15 protein-coding genes and 1 pseudogene are annotated in these 22968 nt (G+C 57.9%); 12 read left to right on the forward strand and 4 right to left on the reverse strand.

What is annotated here, in order from left to right:
- Positions 1-168: 168 nt before the first annotated feature.
- The 4 genes from VEZ52_RS09015 to VEZ52_RS09030 all read right to left on the reverse strand — a co-directional run bounded on the left by VEZ52_RS09015 (position 169) and on the right by VEZ52_RS09030 (position 4410).
- Positions 169-651, reverse strand: a complete 483-nt coding sequence (locus VEZ52_RS09015) for a hypothetical protein (protein WP_324836529.1) — start codon at positions 649-651, stop codon at positions 169-171.
- A gap of 73 nt (positions 652-724) precedes the next feature.
- Positions 725-2212 carry a DUF2201 family putative metallopeptidase gene (locus VEZ52_RS09020; RefSeq protein ID WP_324836530.1) on the reverse strand — a complete coding sequence of 496 codons (1488 nt, stop codon included), beginning with the start codon at positions 2210-2212 and terminating at the stop codon, positions 725-727.
- Positions 2213-2227: 15 nt separating this feature from the next.
- Entirely contained in the window at positions 2228-3220 is a 993-nt protein-coding gene (locus VEZ52_RS09025) for a MoxR family ATPase (RefSeq protein ID WP_324836531.1), read from the reverse strand.
- A gap of 236 nt (positions 3221-3456) precedes the next feature.
- Positions 3457-4410 (reverse strand): AraC family transcriptional regulator, encoded by a 954-nt coding sequence (locus tag VEZ52_RS09030; protein ID WP_324836532.1) that lies wholly within the window; start codon positions 4408-4410, stop codon positions 3457-3459.
- A gap of 340 nt (positions 4411-4750) precedes the next feature.
- On the opposite strand from VEZ52_RS09030, the gene VEZ52_RS09035 reads away from it, so the two are divergent.
- From VEZ52_RS09035 to VEZ52_RS09090, 12 genes and pseudogenes are all read left to right on the forward strand, one after another.
- The gene (locus VEZ52_RS09035) at positions 4751-5287 is read left to right on the forward strand and encodes a flavodoxin family protein (protein ID WP_324836533.1); all 537 of its coding nucleotides are present in this window, start codon (positions 4751-4753) and stop codon (positions 5285-5287) included.
- 165 nt (positions 5288-5452) lie between these two features.
- Positions 5453-6292 (forward strand): annotated as a pseudogene (locus VEZ52_RS09040) (LarC family nickel insertion protein); the annotation flags it as partial.
- Positions 6293-6391: 99 nt separating this feature from the next.
- Positions 6392-7156, forward strand: coding sequence for a nickel pincer cofactor biosynthesis protein LarB (gene larB, locus VEZ52_RS09045; protein ID WP_324836534.1), 765 nt, complete (start codon positions 6392-6394; stop codon positions 7154-7156).
- A gap of 234 nt (positions 7157-7390) precedes the next feature.
- Entirely contained in the window at positions 7391-8800 is a 1410-nt protein-coding gene (locus VEZ52_RS09050) for an aldo/keto reductase (RefSeq protein WP_324836535.1), read from the forward strand.
- A 3-nt stretch (positions 8801-8803) separates the two neighbouring features.
- Positions 8804-10294 carry a 4Fe-4S dicluster domain-containing protein gene (locus VEZ52_RS09055; RefSeq protein WP_324836536.1) on the forward strand — a complete coding sequence of 497 codons (1491 nt, stop codon included), beginning with the start codon at positions 8804-8806 and terminating at the stop codon, positions 10292-10294.
- Between the two features lie 340 nt (positions 10295-10634).
- Positions 10635-11804 (forward strand): 8-amino-7-oxononanoate synthase, encoded by a 1170-nt coding sequence (locus VEZ52_RS09060; protein WP_324836537.1) that lies wholly within the window; start codon positions 10635-10637, stop codon positions 11802-11804.
- The gene (locus VEZ52_RS09065) at positions 11794-12462 is read left to right on the forward strand and encodes a pimeloyl-ACP methyl esterase BioG family protein (protein WP_324836538.1); all 669 of its coding nucleotides are present in this window, start codon (positions 11794-11796) and stop codon (positions 12460-12462) included. Before VEZ52_RS09060 ends, VEZ52_RS09065 begins: the two co-directional genes overlap by 11 nt.
- On the forward strand, positions 12459-13211 hold the full coding sequence (bioC, locus tag VEZ52_RS09070) for a malonyl-ACP O-methyltransferase BioC (RefSeq protein WP_324836539.1): 753 nt from the start codon (positions 12459-12461) through the stop codon (positions 13209-13211). Before VEZ52_RS09065 ends, bioC begins: the two co-directional genes overlap by 4 nt.
- Before the next feature lie 230 nt (positions 13212-13441).
- Complete coding sequence (locus tag VEZ52_RS09075) at positions 13442-14044, forward strand: hypothetical protein (RefSeq protein WP_324836540.1); 603 nt, start codon at positions 13442-13444, stop codon at positions 14042-14044.
- Between the two features lie 137 nt (positions 14045-14181).
- Positions 14182-16020, forward strand: a complete 1839-nt coding sequence (locus VEZ52_RS09080; RefSeq protein WP_324836541.1) for a glycosyltransferase — start codon at positions 14182-14184, stop codon at positions 16018-16020.
- Between the two features lie 3 nt (positions 16021-16023).
- Positions 16024-18021, forward strand: a complete 1998-nt coding sequence (locus tag VEZ52_RS09085) for a hypothetical protein (RefSeq protein WP_324836542.1) — start codon at positions 16024-16026, stop codon at positions 18019-18021.
- Complete coding sequence (locus VEZ52_RS09090; protein WP_324836543.1) at positions 18021-22943, forward strand: hypothetical protein; 4923 nt, start codon at positions 18021-18023, stop codon at positions 22941-22943. Before VEZ52_RS09085 ends, VEZ52_RS09090 begins: the two co-directional genes overlap by 1 nt.
- Positions 22944-22968: the final 25 nt, after the last annotated feature.

Here is a 22968-nt window from a genome sequence, read left to right on the forward strand (position 1 = left end):
ATAATACTCATATCTTATGAGTTTATTTCAATATTTAAAAAATCATATATTTTATGCTGATAGATGCGTGATGAATTTTATGCGCGAGATATAAGCCATTTTTTATTGTTAGGTTGCTAATTAAAAGCATGTCCCTGTTCACATACATGCCGCAACGCATCATTATATTTATTGACCTGAGGCTTGTGCCCCGGCGGCAAGGCGCAAAAAGCGTTCTGCAAGCAGGTTGGGGGCAAGCATTACCTTGGCGGCGGCAGAGGTTTGCACGCTGCCGCTTACGTTCATGGGCTGGCTGTTGTCTGCCTTTTCAATTTCTGCTTCCAGGGCGGCGCGCAGGCGCTGAAACGCTTCTTCCACTTCCGGGTATTCGTTGTTTTCGCGCCAGGGCAGGGTGAGGCTGCGCGTCCACGAATGTCCCTTGTGCGAGGGGGCTTCAAGGGTGTGAAAGCGGGTGGGGGTGTAGCCCGGCGTCCGCTCGAACAGGCCGGGATAGCAGTAATCCTGCCGTTCTTCTTCCGGCTGCGGAATGGTTGAAACTATGCTTACTATGGGCAGGGCCAGGGCTTTCTCGTGATCTTCAAGCCGCACGGAATATTGCAGAATGGGCCTCAGGTAGCCGCGTTTTTTGGTGATTTTCCATTCAATATGCATGGCGACCTCGTGTGGGGCTGGGGTGTTGGCTGGGGGCTGACATCAATTAAGGCACCTGATTCAAGCGGTTGGTTCAGACCGTGTGCAGTGCGGCTCCGAATTCCGTTGCGGATTCCGTCAGGCATATCACCTGCCCGAATGGCGGCTGCTGCTCGTGCGGGCCGCTGCAAATCCACAACACGGGGTATTCCGGCTCGGCGGGGTAGCGGTCGCACTCCAGATCGGTAAACCAGATCAGGCAGGTGGGGGCCAGCCGCTCGTCTTCAATATGGGCGCACACAGGGCGGTAATCCGTACCGCCGCCGCCCACGGGCGCCAGGCTGGCGGGCATGTCCATACGCGTAAGCGTCAGGGTTTTCTGCACCTTGGTATCGTGAAACAGCACTGTGAGCGTGGTGTCGTATGCCTCAAGCACGGTTGCAAGCTCTGCGCAAAACATGGCCAGCGCCCGCTCGTCCACCGAGCCGGAGCAGTCCACAGCCAGCGCCACATGGGGCAGGCGGGCCTCCCGCCGGGCAGGCAGGTAGATGTTCTGGTACAGATAGCGGCGGTTGGGCGTTGTCCAAGAATAGTCGTTTTGCGCGCACTGCTCCAAAAAGCGCTGTAAAAGCGTGCGCCAGTCCAGCTTGGGCCGCCACGCCCGGTCAAGCTGCCGGGCCAGACCTGCGGGCATGCTGCCCATGTTGCGGGCGCGCTGCATGGCCTGCATCATGGCTATATCCGCCTCCTGCTCAGCGGCCTTGAGGGCCTGATCGTTCTGCATGCCTTGCGCATCGGGGTGATCCTGCACCTCGCCGGTGAAGCTGGTTGTGCCCTCAGAATGCTCCGGGCGACCTTTTTCGCGCTTGGCTGCGGCCTTGTTGCCAGCGGCGGATTGCGGGTCGGCGTCTTCGTCCTTTTGCTGCTTGCTGTTTTGCGCGCCTTGCGGGGTGGGCAGCTCTGGTTGTTCTGTCTGCTTGCCGCCATCAAAGGCGGTTGCGCCCGCGCCTTCGGTCTGTTCCGTGCCCTGTGCAACCTGCGCGTTTTGCGCGCCCTTGTTGGTGGGGGCGTCTTGCAGGCTCGCCAGAGCGTCAAAAATTTCATCCGCATTCATGCCCGCATAGGCCGGATTGTGCGTAAAGCCCTGCGGCAGGGTAAAGCCTGACTCCACCAGAATGTGATTGATAGCCAGATCGCAGGCGCGGTTCCACAGCTTTGCATCGCGGTCCTTGCGGCGCAGATGATGCCCGAAGGCCAGATGCAGAACCTCGTGCGCCATTGCCCCCACCAGCGATTTTTGCGAAAGGGCGGTGGAAAATGCCGGGTTGTAACCAAGGGTTTTGCCGTCTGTCCACATATCCGCGCAGGTCGGGTCTGCCTTCAAGCGCAGGCGCAGGGCCAGGGAACCGAAGAAGGGATGCTCCATGACCAGCGCGGCCCTTGCGCGCGTGATGCAGTGCTGGGCCGCCAGGGTTGCATCGTTGGTGCCATTTGCGGCAGGGGCTGGCTGTTGCTGGTTTGGCAGCTGTGGCCGCGTGTGTGGAGCGCAAGCCGCACTGTCTGCGCAGGGCTGCTGGTTCATAGATGCGTGCATGGCTTAGAGCAGAACTTCCGCGTTTTTTTCCGCCCAACGGTTGAAGGCCGGGGTGTTCACCACATCCGTATTCTGGCAGACCGCATCGCGCATGAGCAGCACGCTGAACTCTGCGGGCAGGCGTTCGGCATAGGCGGTGAGGGCATCCATGGTGTCTTCTGCCGCGCGCAGGCTCAACGCCTCGCATGTGGCGTAAAGGGCGGCTGGCTCCTGCGGTACGGTTGCGGCATCTGGTTGCGCCAGGATGGAATCCACCGTGGGCAGCTCGCGCCATACAGAGAGAAAACCCATGAACTCCGCTGCGGCTGCGGGGCCAACCGTGCCCTGAAACAGCTCGTATTCCACCTCGCGGGCGGGTGCGGCCTCCAGAATGCGCGAAACAAATTCCCACGAGCGGGGCGAGGCAAAGGCTTTTTCCATGCGCTGCGGGTCAAAATCGTGCAGCAGCCGGGGGCGAAAACGCAAAAACGCGCAGACCTCACGCCGGATGCCCGCTCCCTGCGCCCAGGCGAGCCAGTCGTCAAGGCTGGCGTCAAACTCCAGATGCACCATGCGGTTAGCCAGGGCAGAAGGCATGCGGTAGGAAACGGCCTTGTCCTTTTCCCGGTTGCCCGCGGCAATGATGGACCAGCCATCCGGCAGGCGGTATTCGCCAATGGCTCTGTCGAGTATGAGCTGGTAACAGGCCGCCTGCACAAGCGGCGGGGCGGCGTTGAGTTCGTCAAGAAACAGGATACCAGTTGGCGGATCGCCCGGCCCGGGCAGAAAGGCTGGCGGGCACCAGACGGCGGTTCCCGAATCCGTAAGGCGCGGCAAGCCGCGCAGGTCAACGGGGTCAAGCAGCACGGCCCGGATATCACGCAGGGCCATGCCCCGCATGGCGGCCACCTGAGACACTATCTGGCTTTTGCCCACTCCCGGCGCGCCCCACAAGAATACGGGCTGATGGATGCTGGTGAGTGTCTGCAAAGCGGAAATAACCTGTGAAGGCGTCATGTTTATTCCTGAACTAGCAGTGATCGGAGGAGGGCCACGTGCGCGCGGTCGCGGCTGAAGCACCCGATGAACTAGCAAGATGAAGGAAAAGAAATTGAAAGTCAATATCAATCAAGGGCGCTGGAGAGGGACACGAAGAAAGAAAGGCATGGCGGGAGAGGTTGCCCCGCGACAGCGCGAACAGTGCCGCCGCACAGCATCGCAAACTCAAAACGTCCCGAAGTCTGAGGGTTGCTTCACATTGTCTTGTGGCTGCCGGAAGCGCAGTCGCTTTGGGTGCTGATCAGCCCCTTGATGTCGCGCAGGGGCGGCGTCCCGAACTGGCGGCGGTATTCGCGGCTGAATTGCGAAGGGCTTTCGTACCCTACCTGAAAAGCGGCGCTTGTGGCGTCCAGATGCTCCATGAACATGAGGCGTCTGGCCTCGTGCAGACGCATCCACTTTTGGTATTGCAGCGGGCTCATGCTGGTCATGGCGCGAAAATGGAGATGGAAGGTCGAGGTACTCATGCCTATTTGTCTGGCAAGGCTGTCTATCTTCAAGGGCTGGGCGTAGTTTTTCTTGAGCCAGTCAATGGCCTGCGCAATCTGGAAGCCGTGGCTGCCAGCAGCCACGATCTGGCGCAGATAATGCCCCTGTTCGCCCAGCAGCAGGCGGTAAAGTATCTCTTTGTGGATCAGGGGGGAGAGCACGGCAATGTCTTGCGGGTGGTCGTGCAGGTCAAGCAGCCGCTGAAAGGCGTTGAGCAAGGGCATGCATACCTCGCTGACCCGCATGCCGCGCCCGGATTTTGCCGCGCGCGAAACAGGCAAATTGCTGTCCACCATCATCTGGGCCAGCATGCGCATATCAAGCTTGAGTACCATGCCCAGCAGCGGCACTTCCGGGCTGGCCTCCACCACATTTGCCACCACCGGCAGGCCGACAGATGAAATCAGGTAGTGGTTGGCATCGTACAGATATTCTTCATCCCCCAGCATAACGCGCTTGGCACCCTGAGCAACAAGGCAGATAGTTGGCTCGTACATGCAGCTTGCGGGCTGGGTCGGCGCTTCATACCGCACAAGCACAAGCCCCGGCACTGCCGTTTCCAGGCGGTGGTTTTGCTCGGTCTGGCGGGCAATGCTGCGGGCCAGCGCCTGCCGCTGAATATTCAGCATGTCGCATTTGTCTTTGTCTTGCTGAGGCATGGTCGTTCTCCCTTTCTGGCTTTTTACCAGAAGAGGACGGATAAAAACAACACAATAGTTTGAATCATCGGACAATCGGGCAATAATTTGAGAGAATCGGACTATACGCTTTTGGTCAGGACTCTTAAAAGAATAAAGCAGTGGCTAGGGCAATGCGAGCAAGTTTGGGTGCCTGATACGAAGGGCATTTTGCCGGTAAAAGGTCTGTCAAAAAGTTAAAGTAATAGTTTAAATGTCCTAGTTGAAGTTTGCCAGCATGCGCTTGAATGGCCGAAAAGTGGCGTCTTGTCTGCAACTGGCATGGGATGAAATATCCATAAATCAGCACAAGGAGCGAGTAATGAAAAACATCCTGATTTTTTGCGGCAGCCCACGCAAGGGCGGCAATTCTGACCTGTTGTGCGAGCAGTTTATGGCTGGAGCGCAGGAGGCAGGCCATAAGGTGGAAAAGATTTTTGTGCAGGAACATAAAATCGCTCCGTGTCTTGGCTGTGGATACTGCCAGAGCCATGAGGGCGTTTGCGTGCAAAAGGACGGCATGGAAACCATGCTGGAAAAAATGATCAAGGCTGATGTTCTTGTGCTGGCTTCGCCCGTGTATTTCTATTCTGTGAGCGCGCAGATAAAAGCCCTCATGGACAGGACTGTTGCTCGCTACACGGAAATCAAAAACAAGAGCATGTATTATATTATCGCCGCTGCGGATACTGATTTGTCGCACATGGAGCGAACCATCGAGTGTTTCAGAGGTTTTGCCTACTGCCTTGAAGGATCGGTTGAAAAGGGCGTTGTGTACGGTGTTGGCGCGTGGAATAAAGGCGATATAAAAGGTTCTCCCAGTATGGCGCAGGCTTTTGAGCTGGGCAAGAACGTGTAAAAGGCGGCCCCCTGCGGTGTGCCGGATCGCCGCCATCATGCAGGAATAGGCAAAAATCAAACCGTATTGTCTATTCCCTGTTGCGGGCAAAATACCTATATTGCGCACGGGCGGCGGCAGTCTGCCCCTGTTTTTTTTCAGACGCACACCTCTTGCCGGGGCTTTATGAAGATACTGTATTACGATTGTTTTGCCGGAATCAGCGGCGACATGAATCTGGCCGCCCTGATTGATCTTGGGGTCAGCCCCGATTACCTGAAGGCCGAGCTGGCAAAGCTCGCCATTGATGACGAGTTTGCGCTCCAGTGTCAGCCAGAAAAATGCAATGGCATTCAGGGAATGCAGGTTCGTGTGCGCTTGAACGGCCAACAGCACGGGCACAGCCACAGTCATGAACACACCCACGAGCATGAACATACGCATGGTGCGCCTGCCCACGTGCATGACCACAGCCCCGCGCATGGCAGTCATCTGCCGCACAGGAATCTGGCCGACATCGCAACAATCATCACGCAAAGCGCTCTGGCAGACCCGGTCAAGCAGACGAGCCTGAGCATTTTCCGCCGTATTGCCGAGGCAGAAGCCAAGGTGCATGGCAAGGCTCTGGAAGACGTGCATTTTCACGAGGTTGGCGCTACGGATTCCATTGTGGATATTGTGGGCGCGGCCATCTGTTTTCATGCTCTTGATGTTGACGCCGTGTGGTCTTCGCCCCTGGAGCTTGGCGGCGGTTTTGTGCGTTGTGCGCACGGCATGATGCCTGTTCCTGCTCCGGCAACGGTTGAGATCCTTCATGGCATCCCCACCACGCGCGGCGGGGTGGAGCATGAGGCCACAACCCCAACGGGGGCGGCCATCATTGCCGCTCTGGCTAACGCCTTCACGGCAACCCCGGCCATGACCACCCTGAGCACGGGATACGGTATTGGGCATCGCCGTACCGAACGGCCCAATATGCTGCGGGTGCATCTGGCGGAAGTGGACGAAGCCGCAGTCGCTGGCCCCGCCAGTTGATGCCCGCTCTGGCGTATTCTTGACGCTAGGATTTGTACGGGGCAAATAAAGATCGCGGGTAATGAAGCCCGACCATGTTGGAGTAGAGAAATGTCAGGTGGTTCACTGGAAAAGCTGCTCACTGAAATCAGGGACGGAAGCCTCTCTGTGGCCGATGGCATGAATTTGCTGCGCGAGAGTTCTGTGCTTGATCTTGGGCACACCAAGTTTGATTTGCAGCGCCCGGCGCGCAATGGCTTTCCCGAGGTCATTTACGGCGAGGGCAAAACCCCCGAGCAGGTGGGCGAAATATTCCTGCGCGTGGGTGATGGCAGCAATGTGCTGGCCACAAGGGTTTCGGCAGAAATGGCGGCCCATGTGCAATCCGTATGCCCCAATGCCGAATACAATTCCCTTGGGCGCACCCTCACGCTGGTCGTCAAACCCATTGCCTGGAAGCAGGGCGAAGTTGCCATTGTCACTGCGGGCACGTCTGACCTGCCTGTGGCGGAAGAAGCCCGTGAAACCTGCCGCATGCTTGGCGTGCGCGCCAAAATCCTTGCAGATGTGGGTGTGGCGGGCATCCACCGCCTGATCAACAACTTGCCGGAGGTGCTTGCCGCCCGCGCGGTCATTGTGATTGCGGGCATGGAGGGCGCATTGGCGAGCGTGGTCGGCGGTCTGGTGCCCCAGCCCGTTGTGGCGGTTCCCACTTCTGTGGGCTATGGGGCCTCGTTTGCGGGGCTGTCCGCCTTGCTTGGCATGCTCACTTCCTGCGCCAGCGGCGTCACGGTAACCAATATCGACAACGGCTTTGGCGCTGCCTGCGCCGCCTGCCGCATTATCAACGCCTGCGAGGGCAACAGCAAAACCTAAAACCTGAATTGTCCGGCAGCGGACACTTGCCTTTATATTCCCCCCACAAAATCTGGTCAGCGTGACTGCGCTGTGCGGTCAGGCCATGTGTCTTTGTTTCCGGCAATATGCCGCGCAGGCGCAGGGCTTATGCGCATATTATGCCGGACCGTCTGCACAGAGCGGTCATACGATTGCACAGAGCGGGCGCTCAGCCTGCTGATATCCTGAACATACTTCCACTGCGGAGCTGCTATGGACAAGAATAATACGTCTTCCGGGGTATCGCGCCGCCGTCTTTTGCAGGCGGCAGGGGCAGGCGTTGCAGGGGGCGCTGTGCTCTACGGGCTGGACAAGCTGCGCCTTTTGCCCAGCTTTGAACAGCCAAAGCCAGTGCCGCCTGCGGAAAAGATGACCTGCCGCGTCAATCCCCAAAATGGGGACAAGGTGTCACTGCTGGGTTTTGGCTGCATGCGTTTTCCCATGCTGCCGGACGCAGACAGCCCCACCGGGCCGGAAGTGAACGAGCAGGGGGCTTTTGCTCTGGTGGACTATGCCATTGCCCACGGGGTGAACTATTTCGATACGGCATGGCCCTACCATCGCGGCGTTTCAGAAAGCGTCATCGGCAAGGCCTTGCAGCGCTACCCACGCGAGAGCTTTTATCTGGCCGACAAAATGCCCACCTTTCTTATGCCCACAAAGGAACAGGCCAGGGAAATTTTTGAAAAGCAGCTTGAAAAATGCAAGGTAGAGTACTTTGATTACTATCTGCTGCACGCAATACAGTCTGTAGAAGCCTATCAGACTGTTTACGAAAAAAACGGCGTGCTCGAATATCTGCTTGAAGAGAAAAAGAACGGCCGCATCCGCAACATTGGCTGGTCGTTCCACGGCAATGCGCCCACGCTTGAATATCTGCTCTCGCGTGATGTCGCGTGGGATTTTGCCATGGTGCAGCTCAATTATCACGACATGCTGCACGAATACAAAATAGCGCCCAATCAGGCAAAGTTCATTCCCAAAGACCCTGCGCCCACGCAGTGGATGTTTGAAAAAATGCAGCAAAGCGGCCTGCCGCTGATTGTCATGGAGCCGCTGCTGGGTGGCCGGCTTGCCCGGCTGAACAAAAAGGCGCTTGCCATCCTTCAGGCTGAAAGACCCGAAGCCTCGGGCGCATCATGGGCTTTCAGGTATGTGGCGGGCTTGCCCAACGTGATCACCATGCTGAGCGGTATGACCTATATGGAGCACCTTCAGGACAACCTGCGGGCACTGGCCCCTTACGAGCCGCTTTCCGAACGCGAAATGGAAGTTCTTAAGGCGGCGCTGAACGTTTTTCTGACCCAGTCAAACATCCGTTGCACCACGTGCGGCTATTGCATGCCATGCCCCTATGGCGTGGATATCCCGTCTGTATTCGCCCACTTTAACCGTTGCCTTGATGATGAGCTGATACCCAAGGGGACGCGCGATCCTGATTATGAAAAGGCCCGCCGTGCCTATCTTGTGGAATATGAACGTTCTGTTCCCGAATTGCGGCAGGCGGCGCGCTGCACAGGGTGCGGCAAATGCCTCACGCATTGCCCGCAGATGATCGCCATCCCGGATGAAATGGCCCGGCTGGGCAAGTTTGTTGAAAATCTGAGAACAAGGCAGGGATAGCCAATGTTACGGATCGTTCGCATCATACTGGCCGCGCTCTGTTTTGCTGCAATCTGCCTGCTGTTTGTGGATGTGAGCGGGCAGTTTGCGCCATCGTTGGCCTTTATGGCAAAGGTGCAGCTTGTGCCTGCCCTGCTGGCTGGCAGCCTTGGCGCTGTGGCGGGCATAGCTCTGCTGACCCTGGTTTTCGGCAGGATTTATTGCTCCGCCTTGTGCCCGCTTGGCGTGGTGCAGGACATTATCGGCGCAAGGGCGGGCAAGTACCGCTTCCGCTATTCCTCCCCGCGTACAATGCTGCGGCTGGCGCTGCTTGCCATTTTTGTATTTTCCCTGCTGGCTGGCGTGCCGCTGGTTTTTTCCCTGCTTGAACCCTACAGCGCCTTTGGCCGCATGGCGGCTGACCTATTGGCCCCCCTTTGGGCAACGGGCAGCAACGCGCTTGCCTGGGCCTCTGAAAGAGCGGGAAACTATGATGTGGCTCCCACGCTGGTGTGGCAGAAAGGTTTGACAGCACTGGCAGCAGCGGCTGTTACCCTTGCCGTGGTTGGGGTCTTGTCATGGCGCTCCGGGCGACTGTGGTGCAATACCGTTTGTCCTGTGGGAACTGCTCTGGGATTTCTGAGCCGGTTTTCGCTGTTCCAGCCCCGCATAAACGAGGGCGCGTGTAAAAAATGCGGGCTGTGCGAAAAGGCCTGCAAGGCATCCTGTATTGATGCAGAAGCCGGAAGCGTTGATGCAAGCCGTTGCGTGGCCTGTTTCAATTGCGTGGGAGTGTGCCGTCACGGGGCCGTTAGCTATGCCCCCAGATTGTCGAAAGGTCATACGGAGGAGCACATACAGGCACAGGCGGCAGTTCCAGCGGGAACAGCGGCACAGGGCAAGCACAACGGGGCACGGCGCAGCGTGCTTGCGGCACTGGTTGGTATTGCCCTACCAGGGCTTGCCTTTGGCAGAAGCGCTTCGACCATTCCGGCGCTTACCCGCAGGCAAAGCCCAGTGCGGCAAACGGCCATTGTGCCGCCGGGCGCGCAGTCCGCGCAGGAGCTTGGCGCGCGCTGCACCGGGTGTCAGCTCTGTGTTTCTGCCTGTCCCAATCAGGTGTTGCGGGCATCGGATATGGGCAGCGGTATGCTGCAACCCACGCTTTCCTTTGAGCGGGGCTACTGCCGCGTCAACTGCGTGACCTGCTCGGAAGTCTGCCCCGCAGGGGCCATACGGCCCATTACCCCGGCAGTAAAAAGTTCCATGCAGATCGGGCGGGCCGTCATTGCCCTTGAGAGCTGCATAACCGTGACGGACAAGGTAGCCTGCACTGCCTGCGCCAAGATATGCCCGCCACGGGTCATCAATCTGGTGGGGCCGGATGATGCCCCCAAAAAGCCGGTTGTGGATGCGGAGCGCTGCACAGGCTGCGGCGCATGCGAATATGTTTGTCCGGCGCGTCCTTTTGCCGCCATTTACGTGGAAGGTGTTGCGGAGCAGAGGCGCATCTGATCTGGCTGGGTCTGTACACCTGCCACGGGCAGGCATCAGGCTTTATGAACAACAATGGCTGCTTGCGGTTTGGCCCGGGCAGCCATTTGCAATTTTGCCTGATTTCACAGAAAAACAGCTTAACAAGGGCCAGAGTGACGGACTGCATACAGCGCAGCCACATACGGCGCGATTGACTTGCCGCCCTTTGGGGATAACGATATCCAGTTAGGGCAGCGGCCGCCGTGTTTACAGCGCCCTTGTACTGGATGGCGCTTGAGCCGTTTTTTACAACATTTCTGCATGCCTTGATATGCGGCCGGCCTTTGCTGCCAGCCGAGATATGCCTAACGGACAGAGAATGATGCAATACACACAGTGGCTTGAAGAAAAAAAACAGAACGGCAGCCTGCGCGCCCTGCGCAATATTGACGCAGTGCAGCGCGAGAGGGAAAGGGCCGGAGCGCCCTTTATCAACCTCAGCTCCAACGATTATCTTTCTCTTGGTGACGATGCCGCCTTGCGGCAGGAGTTCTGGTCGCAACAGGATGTTTCCTCCCTGCGCATGAGCGCGTGTTCCTCGCGCCTGCTCACGGGCACCTGCGATCAGCAGGAGGCCTTTGAGCGGGAACTGGCAACGGCCTATGGCGCGGAGGCCGCACTGGTGTTCGGCAGCGGCTACCACGCCAACCAGGGCATTCTGCCAGCAGTGTGCACGAGCCGCACGCTTATTTTAGCGGACAAGCTGGTGCATGCCAGCCTTATTGACGGCATCCGCATGAACGAGGGCAAGTGCATCCGCTTCAGGCACAATGACTACGCCCAGCTCGAAATGCTGGTGCAAAAGCACGCTGCGGACTGCGAAAACATCATCATCGTCACCGAGTCCATTTTCAGCATGGACGGCGATGCCTGCGATCTGCCCCGGCTGGTGGCGCTGAAAAAGGCCCATCCCACTGTGCAGCTCTATGTGGATGAGGCCCACGCCGTGGGTGTGCGCGGCGCAAAGGGGCTTGGCTGCTGCGAGGAGCAGGGTTGCGCGGCGGACATTGATTTTCTGGTGGGTACAATGGGCAAGGCCTGGGCTTCGCTGGGCGCGTATGTGATCTGCTCGTCAGCCCTGCGGGAATACCTTGTTAATACCGTGCGCCCGTTTATTTTTACCACGGCCTTGCCCCCGGTCAACATTGCCTGGAGCCGCTTTGTGCTTGCAAAGTTTGCCAGTGCAGAGGTGGCGGCCCGCAGGGAGCACCTTGCCGCGCTCGCGGACATGATGCATGCTTTTACAGATGGTCTTGGGCAGTCGGTGCGCAGCACATCGCAGATTGTGCCTGTCATTACGGGCGAAAACCAGCGCACCCTTGCCATTGCCGGGCATTTACAGCGCGAGGGTTTTTACATTATGGGCATACGCCCGCCCACGGTGCCTGCGGGCAGCTCGCGCCTGCGCATTTCGCTTACAGCGGGAACCGCGCGCGAGGAGGTTGAATCTCTCATAGCCTTGTTGAGCAGGCTGCTGCATGAATATTGATTTTTTGCGGCGCGCCGGTTGCCCGACCCTGGAACTGTTTTTTGCCGGGTGGGGCATGGACAGCCGCCTCTTTGCCTGGGCTGCGGATTCGCCCCATACAACACACTGCGACTTTGCCGTGTGTTACGACTATTCCGACATGACGCTGGACGCGGATGCTCTGCGCCCTTACAGCGAGGTGCGGGTGCGGGCATGGTCGCTTGGCGTGTACGCGGCGTCTTTGGTCTTGCCGGGCTTGCACTGCGCTGTGGGCAGCGCCATAGCCATTAACGGAACGCTCACGCCTGTTGATGATACTCTTGGCATACCAGTGGCGGTCTATGATGCCACGCTTGAGAATCTTTCCACCGAAAGCGTGGATCGTTTCAACAGGCGTATGTGCGGCGCGCACCGGGCAGTGTTTGAAGCGCGCAGATCACCACACAGTCTGGCACGCAGCGTGGATTCTCTGCTGGCGGAGCTGAAGCATATCAGGGAATGCGCTGCCTGCAAGGACAGGGCGCAGTTTACTGATTGGGACATGGCGATCTTGAGCAGAAAAGACAGGATATTCCCCATTGCAAACATGCGTAAAGCCTGGTTTGCAATCCCGGTGCTGGAGCTGGACGAGCCGCACTATATGCCGGATATCCCTTTTGTACCTGCAGAGCTGCCATGAGTGCTTCATTTGTCAGGCAGCGCTTCAGCGCAGCTTCCGCAAGTTATGACGCTGAGGCCCAGGCCCAGCGGCAGATTGCCACGCACCTCTGGGCTTTGGCAGCAGCGCACATTCCCCGTGATGCAACTGTACTGGAAATAGGCGCGGGTACGGGCCTGCTGACGCAGCATATTTTGAGCGCGCAGCCCAAAAGCCTCACAGTCAATGATCTTTATACCAGCCCGCAAGTGCAGGCCCTCACGCAGCAAGAGCCAGACGTGTTTTCCGTGCGCGAGGGAGATGCGGAAACGCTGGACTTCTGCGGCCCGTATGACGCCATTTGCAGTGCTTCAACCGTACAGTGGTTTGCAGATATTGAGGAATTTTTCCATCGTTGCGCCCGGTATCTGCCCAAGGGCGGGCTGCTGGCCTTCAGCAGTTTTTTGCCCGGCAACCTGCACGAAGTTGCGGAACTTACGGGTGTTGGGCTGGACTATCCCGATGCTGCTGCCCTGCAAAACTATCTTGAGCCGAAATTTGACCTGGTTGCAATGGAGCAGGGCGAAATCACACTGCATTTTGCCAGCCCGCATGACGTGCTGCTGCACCTCAGGCATACTGGCGTGACGGGCATCCGGTCTGTGGGCTGGAACAAACGCAGATATCTTGAGTTCGTTGACGGTTACATTTCCCGTTACGGCACAGGGCAGGGCGTCAGGCTGACATATCGGCCAGTGTATGTTGTTGCCCTGCGCAAGAGACTAGGGTAGATATTTATTATCAAGTTGTGCCATTTTTGTTTTGTTTCTTATCTTTTTAGTAGTGTTATTGAGGCAGTTAGGGGAGGCGCAGGATGAAACCTACGGCAAGATTTCTTTACTGGTGCGTTGCTTTGTTGATCCTCTGTCTGGGACAGAGGGCCTTAGCAGCGTCATCCCCGCAGGGGGATACCGTTGCGGGTGGGGCCTATGGTTTTGAATCCGCCAAGGCATACCTGGAAATGCAGAGACGTGATCTGGCAGAAGCGCAAGGCAAATTTGAAAACGACCTTTTTCAAAACCTTGATGAAGCAAACGCCATTAATATCAAATACAGGGCGTTACCTCCCAACTATGTGCTGTACAGACTGAACTTGGCGGAAAATATCGAAAAGACCGCCAGCAAGCCAGACAAACAGGCCGCGTATTGCAAGGATTTTTTGTATATTGATAATGCAGAAAGGGAAAATGCGGATAAATTTTTGACCTATAACGAATCAATGACGGAAAAGTTCATTCCGCGCGATACGTATCAGGTCATGGATGAAGATATATTACGCAACGTACTTGTGCGGTATCTTGAAACGTACAGCATGGTGTATGGTTTCAAAAATCCTGATTCCATCAGGATTCGGATAGAAAAGGCCATTCCCTACAAAAATGCCGAGGCCGACTTTGGCATATTGTATTCCATAGCTCTGACGGAAAAGGACGAAGCTGACGATTCTGCGCCGGAAAAGATGTTTCAGGTTTCATATTGCAATGGGGAAATTGTCAGTTTTGAGCCTTCAGCAAATGACGCGGCGGATGCCGCAATGCTGAAGATTTGCAAGTCACGGCAGTAGTGGCATGGCTGGCGGGGGCATGTGGACAGATAGCATTTTTTTGACGAGGTATGGAATTTGCTTTAAGTATTCATTATCAAAAATATGACTATTTGTTTTACCATTTCTAGCCACCATAACTGAACCGGGTTGACCGAATGCTGTTGTCCACCAAACCTTCTTCCAAGCTCACTCCCCAGTTGCCCTTGGACGGTGAAATTTACCCCAAGGTCAAGAGTGATCGCCGTCTCGCCCCTAACATTCCCGGGCGTGGCGGTTCGAGGCGTGGCGCCCATCAGCGGTATGAAGCAGAGCTTCAGGTGTCGGTCTATGATGCTTCCGAAGAATCCGCCCCGGTGCGCTGCCTGAGCGAAGACCTTTCGTCATCGGGCATGCTGCTGCATTGGACTGAGGATGCGCAGCTCCCTGCCGAGGGGCAAAAGTTAGTGCTGCGCTTTACCATGCCGCCGGGTACCCTGCCTGAGGGGTATGAATCGCGCGTGCGCATCCCCGCAGATGTTGTGCGTATTGTGGATGGCGAGGATGGTGAAAAAAAGGTTGCCGTCAATTTTGTGCGTAATCTGGATAACTATCTGCGCCTGAAAAAGTGGCTGCGCCTGATTGCGACTTCTGTAATTCTGCTTGCACTCTCTGTATATGCCGTTGCCTACATGCGGCAGGAAAGCCTGTTTTACTTCATGTTTGACGTGCCCGTATTTACCTATGGGATTGTTGCGTCCGTTTTTCTGGTAAGCCGATTTGTTTTTTCCTTTTTTTACCGCAACATTCCTGTTGATCCTGACTTTACGCCCGGGGTCACTATTGTCATTCCCTGCTTTAACGAAGAAGAATGGATTGAAAAAACCATCCAGTGCGCCATCAATCAGGATTATCCTCAGGAAAAGCTGGAAGTCATCCTTGTGGACGACGGCAGCACGGATAAATCCATGGAGCGTGTGCGGCGCATCGAAAAGCAGATTCGCAAGGAAATAACCGGCGACCGCTTTGTGGTCATTGAGCAGCCCTACAACATGGGCAAGCGCCACGCCCTCGCGGCTGGGGCCCAACACGCCAAATTCGAGTTGCTGGTCTTTGTGGATTCGGACAGTTTTCTGGAGCCGGACGCCGTGCGGGAAGTGGTGCAGCCCTTCCACGACCCCAAGATGGGGGCTGTCTCTGGCAGAACAGAAGTGCAGAACAAATGGACAAACGCCCTCACCAAGATGCAGGCCGTGCGCTACTATGTGGCCTTTCGGTTCATCAAGGCGGCGGAATCCGTTTTTGACGGCGTGACCTGCCTTTCCGGCCCCCTTGCCTGTTACCGCAAGGATCTTGTGCTGCACCACCTTGATGAATGGCTCAACCAGAAATTCTTTGGCTATCCGGCCACGTTTGGCGATGACAGAAGCCTGACAAACTACATCCTTGCCCACCACCGCACTGGCTATCAGGATGCGGCGGTGTGTTCCACCATTGTGCCCTCAAGCATGCGCACCTTCATCCGGCAGCAAATGCGCTGGAAGCGCTCGTGGCTGCGCGAAACCCTGCGCGCCAGCTCCTTTATGTGGAAAAAAGAGCCGTTCATGGCGCTCTCGTTCTACATCGGTTTTTTGCTGCCTGTGCTGGCTCCGCTGGTGGTTGTGCGCACCATGGTCATCATTCCAATTGAGCTTGGCCTGTTTCCCTACAAATACCTTGCGGGCATTCTTGTCACCAGTATGCTCATGAGCGCCTCGTATCTGCTGTTCAAGCGCAGCAATCTGTGGCCTTACGGCATTGTTTTTTGCGTGTTCTATCTGGCGGTGCTGCTGTGGCAGCTCCCTGTGGCCGTGCTCACGTTCTGGAAATCGGAATGGGGCACACGCAATACCTCTGCCGACGTGGCCGCACAGGAAAAGCTGCGTTACGAGCAGAAGATGTTCGTCATGCCCTCTGAAAGCGCCGTTGCAGCAGGAGCGGGGCAGCCAGCCGATCACGGCAAGCACGGTGAGGGGTAGGCCATGCGCTCGCTTTCCAAAGACAACTGGAAGATCCTGCGGTCATGCCTGCAATGGGTATTTCTGATCGGCCTGTGCGCATTTATTGTCCAGTTGTTTATGGAGCGGGGCATCCCGCCGCAGTTTGACCGTGAATCGTGGACGCAACGAGATGGTTTTACAGCTATTTCTTACGGTTCGCTCACGCGCGACGACAAGCCGGGGCTGAACTCGCGCCACCAGTTTGCGCAGCATGTGGCCGCCATTGAAAAGGCCGGGTATCAGTGGATAACCACTGAAGACGTCATCAGTTTTTATCGCGATGGTGAGCCGCTGCCGGAGAAAGCCCTGTACCTCATGATGGAAGGCGGCCGCAAGGATTCCGTCATTTTTGGGCAGGAGATCATGGGCAAAACCGGGGTGCATGCCACCCTGTTTACGACAACCGCCACACTTAAAAGCTGGAACAACTTTTTTGTCACCAAGTCCAACGTTGCGGCGCTGGCAAAAAGTCCGTTCTGGGATGTGGGCAGTCAGGGGCTTGGACTGTTGCCTATCAACGAAAACATGCCCAAGGTCACGCCCGGCTATTTTTTGACCGATTTTTTGCGCGATCCCACTGGCTTGCCAGCGGAAACAGAAGAGCAGATGCGCGACCGGCTGGCGGCGTATTATAAAGAATCGTTCGAGCCGCTGGCAAAGCTCCTGTCCGAGCCGCCCAAGGCCTTTGTGATGATGCCCGCCAACTCTTTCAACGCGGCCATGCCGTTTGCGGTGAAAGAGGCCAACCGCAGTTTGGCCCAGAAATATTTTGAGCTGACCTTTTCCAGAGAAGGAGCGGCGTTCAATTCCGCAGTGGATGACCGTTTTGCGCTCACGCGCGTTCAGATCAAGCCGGAGTGGACAGAGCAGCACCTCATAGAAGTGCTCTCGCTCAGAACCGCCAAACGCACACGGTTTTCACTGGCAGAGGGCGACACCGCCGAAAGCTGGGTGGCCTTTCGCACCGGGGTGGAAGCCTCGGGGCGGGATATTGTGCTGACCCCGCAGGAAGGCAGGGCTGACCCGGTCATACTGCGCGGCAGCAACCTTTGGGATAATGTTACGCTGTCCATGACCATTGCGCAGAAGGAAAACGTGGATCGCTACGTCTACCTGCGCTATGCCACGCCCAGCGCCTTTTTGCGCGTGACCCTGCACGGGGCGCGTCTGCTGGTGCAGGAGCGCGTTCCCGGTCAGGGGCTGTATACAATTGCGGATGAAACCATTTCCAATCAGCCGCCCTGGCGCTTTGATATCCTGCTCAAGGGCAACAGACTTAAAGTTTTGCTTGATGGAAAGGCGCTCGGCCCAGGATTTTTGCCTGTTTCACCCACGCTGCGGCTTGGGGCTGTGGCTCTGGGCACGGACGATGTCGAGGGTTACGAGGGGCGTTTTGGCTCGTTGGATATTGTGCGTATTCCTTCGCTCTGGCGCATTGAATCCACAGACAGCACCAGTTCTGGCAGTGCGGCTCCGGCCAAGGCGCAGGAGGTCACTGCATGCGTCGTGCCGCTGTCAGCCGGGGCCAGTGCTGGCAGCGCAGATGCCGAAAGGGTTTCGCGTCAGGTGCTGCGCGCAAGGGCGGAGGGCAGTATGACCATTGCCGCTCTTGCCCAAGGCAATCTTGTTCTGGACGACAGCATGCTGCTGATAGCGCCCTTCAGCATGGCGCAGAGCCGCAGGCTGTGGGACGGCATCATGGTGCAGCCCCTTGCCCAAAGCTCATGGAAGGATGTGGCGGCGACCCTCAAGGCCATTGCCGCCGCAGGCTACCGCCCCGTGGTGCGCCTTACGCGCGATGCGGCGGCAGCGCTTGCGGCCTCGGGCGTTACCCTGCCCGCAGACCATTATCTGCTTGATTTTACGCGGGCGGAAATCCCCGACTCTCTCTGGACGCCCCTTGCCCATAGGCATAACCGAAACAATTTCCTTTATGCTACCGCAGAAAAAGGCGTTCTGTACGCCGCTGGGGGCAACTGATGCGCGTCAGTATCCTTTATTCCAGCCTGCTGTTGATCCTGTGCTGCGGCTTTGCTGCAAGCGCTGTCTGCGCGCAGGAGTTTCCCGCTGGGGATAGCCGGGCGCGCCTCGATCAGCCCAGAGGTCTGGAACCTGGCAAAAGCGCCAATTCCGCAAAGGGGCTGGAGCAGACAGGCGGCGCGGAACCGGAAAAGCTCTCTGCCGCTTACTATTACAATCGCGCCAACTATGCCATCAGCCGCGAAATGTACGCGGAAGCTCTGGGTGAAATCGACAAGGGCATGGATCTGGATCCTGGTTTTCTGCCCTTCATCACACAAAAGGCCCTTGTGCTTTCGCGCTTGTCGCGGCACGAGGATGCCGCGCGTTTCTATTCGCTGGCGCTTGAAGCCAGACCGGACGATGCGCGGCTTGCGGCCCTTGCGGCAGAAAATATTCAGAGCAGCCGGGCCAGTGATCCCACAGCCCTTTCCACAGATCTGGCAAGATTTTTCAGCGGTCTTTCTGTCCAGGTGACGCCGGAGCTTCTCAAACTGCTGGCTGAGCGGCAGGATCAGAACAACGCGGTCTTTCTGCCCGCCCTGCGCGCGGCGGGGGCCGTTGGCAAGCTCACGGACGAAGAACAGGCGGTGCTCAAGGCCTGCCTTGCCAACAACGGCACCGTGGCAGCCGCCTTGCTGCGCCGTCAGAATGACTGGCCGCAAGGCTCGGAGCCATTGCGGGCCGTGTTTGAGGCCATGACGGCCCGAGCCCTGCAACTGACTGGCAAGCAGGACGAAGCCGAAACTTTTTATCGGCAGGCGGCAGCGCGGGGCTTTAGTCAGGAAACATTGAACGCCATCAAGGCGCAAGCCTACCTGAACCTTAACGAGCAGAAAAAGGCCGCCACGGTTTACGAGCAGGGCTGGCGCATGGCTTCCAGCCCGCAGGTCTGGGCGGTGCGCGCGGCAGATGCCTACGCCGCTTCTGGCAGCATCAAGGAAGCCTCCGATATACTTGAAAAGGCTGCAAAAATAGCCCCGCACGACCTGTATTTGCAGGGGCAGCTCTATTACCGCCTTGCCCAGGCCGGAAAAACCGCCGAACTCAAGGCTCTTGAGCAGAGGCTTGAGGCCGGGGGCAGCAACATTGCCGTAAACTTCGGCAAATTCCTCTTTGCCCGGCAGAGCAAGAACCGTGATGCCATGCAAAAAGCCCGTCAGGCCGTTGTGGAGCATGTGGACGATGTCAGCGCTGTTCACGCACAGGACGACATCCGGCTGATTGTTGCCAGTCTTGGGTTCAGCGGTGCGCAGGCCCCGCAGGAGCAGCAGGCCGAACTCATGCGCAACAACGGCTGGGAGCTGTGGGACAGCGGAAAAATAGACGACGCCTATGTTTCGTGGCGCGATTCCATTGCTCTTGACCCCCAGCACGGGCAGAAGGCTGGCCCCTCCATGTGCGCGGTCTTGTTGCAGCAGGGCAGAACTGCGGACGCCATGGAACTTTTCCGCATGCAGTACCCTGAAATGCCCGTGTTCTCCCTTGCCTTGTATCTGATAAAGGACAAGCAGTGGTCTGCGGCTTACCCGCTGTTGCGGTCTATGGCTGCCCCCTCGGGCGCCAATGCCCCGTGGTACGCGCTGGCCCTTGCCGCAGGCGCGCTTGAAGGCGGCGACATCCGCGCAGTGGAAACCAGCGCCAGGGCCTTGCTCGCCCTTGATCCGCCGCAGGAAAGCCACACGGTCAGTATTCCCGCCGCAGATGCGGGGGCAGGGCAGTTGCAGTTGAGCAGGTCGCTGTATCTCTCCATGCTGTCCGAATATCTGGGCAAGCTGCTGGATCAGCAGAATGTTGCAATGATCCCCGAAATTTTGGCGAGCAGGCAGCTTCAGGGCATACCCGCGCCACAGGCCGCAAAGATGTTGAGCGAAGCGGGTTTCAGCCTTGCTGTGGGCGACAGCGCGCAGGCTGCGGTGCCTTTGTGGCAGCGTGCGCTTACGCTCAGCCCTGATCTGCCTGAGGCGCATCTGGGTATGGCCCTTGCTGCCGCCATGCAGGGAAATATGACAGCTGCGGAGATTCATCTGAACGCGGCGCCTGTCAATGCTTCGCCCCGGCATGAATTCATTCTTGGCCGCATCAGGATGCTTGAAGGGCAGACGGATGTGGCTATGCGCCATTTTGACAGTTTTTTGCGCGCGGAACCCGGCAATCTTGCCGCGCGGTACGCAGTTTTCAATATTTTTATGTCGCTGGCAGACTACACCCGCGCCCGCGCGCTTTACGGCGAATTTAAAAATGCCGCAGGGCCTACCGCCCGGCTGTATGAAGGGCAGTGCGCCCTTGCCCTGGGCGATGCCGGTCGGGCAGAGGCGATTTTCCGTTCTCTCATGGTCAAGGGCGCAACCACAAGGCCTGTGGCGCCGCTGCTGGTGGCTGCTTTGCGCGCCCAGAACCGCTGGGCGGAGGCGGCTTCCATTTTGCAGCAAAGTGGCCTGCCAGACCCTGAAAAACTCACGGCTCTGCGCCGTCAGGCCGAAGACGCACTGGCTGAAGCCCGCTACCCTGCGGCGCGGGGTTACGCCCAGACCTACCTGGCCGATGATCCGGATTCCGCCTATGTGCAGTCGCTGTACAACAGCTCCCTGCGCGATGAGTACAGGATGCAGGCCGACCGACTTGAAAAGCTCAAGCGCGAGCAGATACGAATTGCCCGGGGCACGCTTGATCCTGAACGTCTTGCCCCGCAGGAAAGGGAAAAACTTGCGGAGCTGCGCTCCGGCGGTCAGGCGGGGCTTGAACCCGACAAATCGCTCCTTGACGATGCGCAGACGCATGCCGAAGGCCTGCTTGCCCGCAACACCATACAGCGCGACGCGCTGGAAAGCGTGCTGGATATCTCCCTGCAACGCCATGACTACAAGGAAGCGGCCAAAATCTCCCGCCATATGGCGCAGGAATATCCCTACGACATGCACTATCAGTTGCAGTCTGCCGTGCATTCCGGCGCGGTGTCGCGTTTTGACCGTGCCCTGCCCGTGGTGCAGTCCCTTTCGGCCCGTGGGCCAAACGGGGCGGGCATGGCCCTGTGCTTTGCCAACATTACCTCGCAGTCGGACGGCAAAAGCTATACTCCGCAGGATGTTGCCGCATATCTGGATCAGCTTGGCGCAAACTATCGGCCAGTTTCCCTGCCGGAGTTTCTGGCTCCTGCACCCACTGACGCGGCCACTGTTGCGCCGGGCAAAATACCTCTGCTGCTCGTCATCGGACAGACGCGGCCTGAAGAACTGCAAGCCATAGACGCCGCTCTGGCTCAACGTGGCGGCAGGGCCGTGCTGTTGGTGAGCAGGCAGTCGTTTATTCCCGGCACGCCGGACGACCTGCCCAATACTGCGCTCTTGCGCAGGCTTGTGGCCACAGGCCGCTGGGAACTGGCGCTCACGGATACCTCGGGCCGCACCATTGTGGATGTAACAGGCCGCAGGGGCGGCTTCTGGGCACGGCGCGCGATGGTAGACGGCCGGCCTGAAACTGTTGAAGAAATGAAACACCGCTGGGCTTCGGCCATGGCCGAGGCGCGCCAGCTTGCGCAGTCTCAGGGCTTTGCGGTAACGGCGTGGATGTATCCCGGCGGCGATTACGGGCAGATCAGCCTCGACGGCGATGCGGAAATCCGGCAGGCCTATACCGAGGCAGCCCGCGAGGTCTTTGCCGTGGCCTTTGTGCCCACTGCCAACGGCTATCACACCAACAGCCTTGACCCTCTGTTTGTGCCCGTGCGCAACGTGTATGCGCAGCTGGACGCCAAGGCCATAGCCTCCATGCCTCAGAGCCATCCCACGCGCCTTGCGGTGCAGACGGAGGGCTTGCTGGCAAGCTGGCACGGGCAGTTGCCGCGTGCGGAAATGCTCTTTGCCCGGGCGGCCTCGCTTGGCCTTTCGCCCTCGGATAACGCCTACTACCGCGCCAGCAACGCGCTGTTTGACGAAGATGCGCCCTATGCCAACGAGCTTGCGCGCGAAGCAAAGCGGCTTGATCCGGATAACCCGCGCACGGATGAACTGCTTGATCGCGCGCAGCGCATGTTGCGGCCCAGGGCCACGTTCAGCCCCCACGGCTGGACAGACAACGCCGGGCGCAGTTTTGCGGAATACGAGCTTAAGGCTTCCACCTTTTTGCAGGAGAATCTCTCTGCTCAGGCTTCGGTTTCCGATCTGTGGTGGAAGAGCGACCACAATTCGCTGCACGGTCATGCCATCGGCATCGGGCTGCGCTACTTTCCCTTCAAACAGCACTGGCTTGATCTGATGGTGCGCGATGTGCAGCCGGACAGCGGGTCTTCCTTTATGGAAGCGCGGGCAGCCTGGCGCGGCGTGTACTCGGTCGACCCTCTGCGCATCAACGGGCCGTACACCCTGAGCTACAGCCGGCAATCCATCGAGACGGCGGAAAGCGTCAAAAAGGGCGTGTACGCCGACAGGCTGGGCCTGAATACCGAGGCCCGCATACTGGACTGGGGCGTGCTTCAGGCCGAAATCTTCGGCACCCAGCGCACGGATGGCAACCGCACTGTGGGCGGCACCGTCAGCCCCCGCTATATTTTGTGGGACAAGCCGCAACTCCAGGTGGGCTATCTGTTCAGCGCTGCCGACAGCGACAGAAACCCTGCCGACTATTACGCCCCGCAGGAATACGTCAATCACATGGCCGTAGCCTCGTTTGATGTGGCGCTTTTTGACCAGATGCACGTGCGCGGCTTTGCCGGATACGGCACTGCCATATCCAAGAACAAAAACTGGGAGCAGGTCTTGCGTTACAGCCTTGATCTGAACTGGGTTCCTGCCGATAACTGGAGCCTTGCCCTTGGCTACAGGCGCATGGAACTGCCCGATTACAACATGGATGAATATTCGCTGAACCTGCAATACGTTTTTTAAGGGCCGTTCAGCGTTCTGCGCCGGG

It is taken from the genome of Desulfovibrio sp. (assembly GCF_035644575.1).
GTDB lineage: Bacteria > Desulfobacterota > Desulfovibrionia > Desulfovibrionales > Desulfovibrionaceae > Desulfovibrio.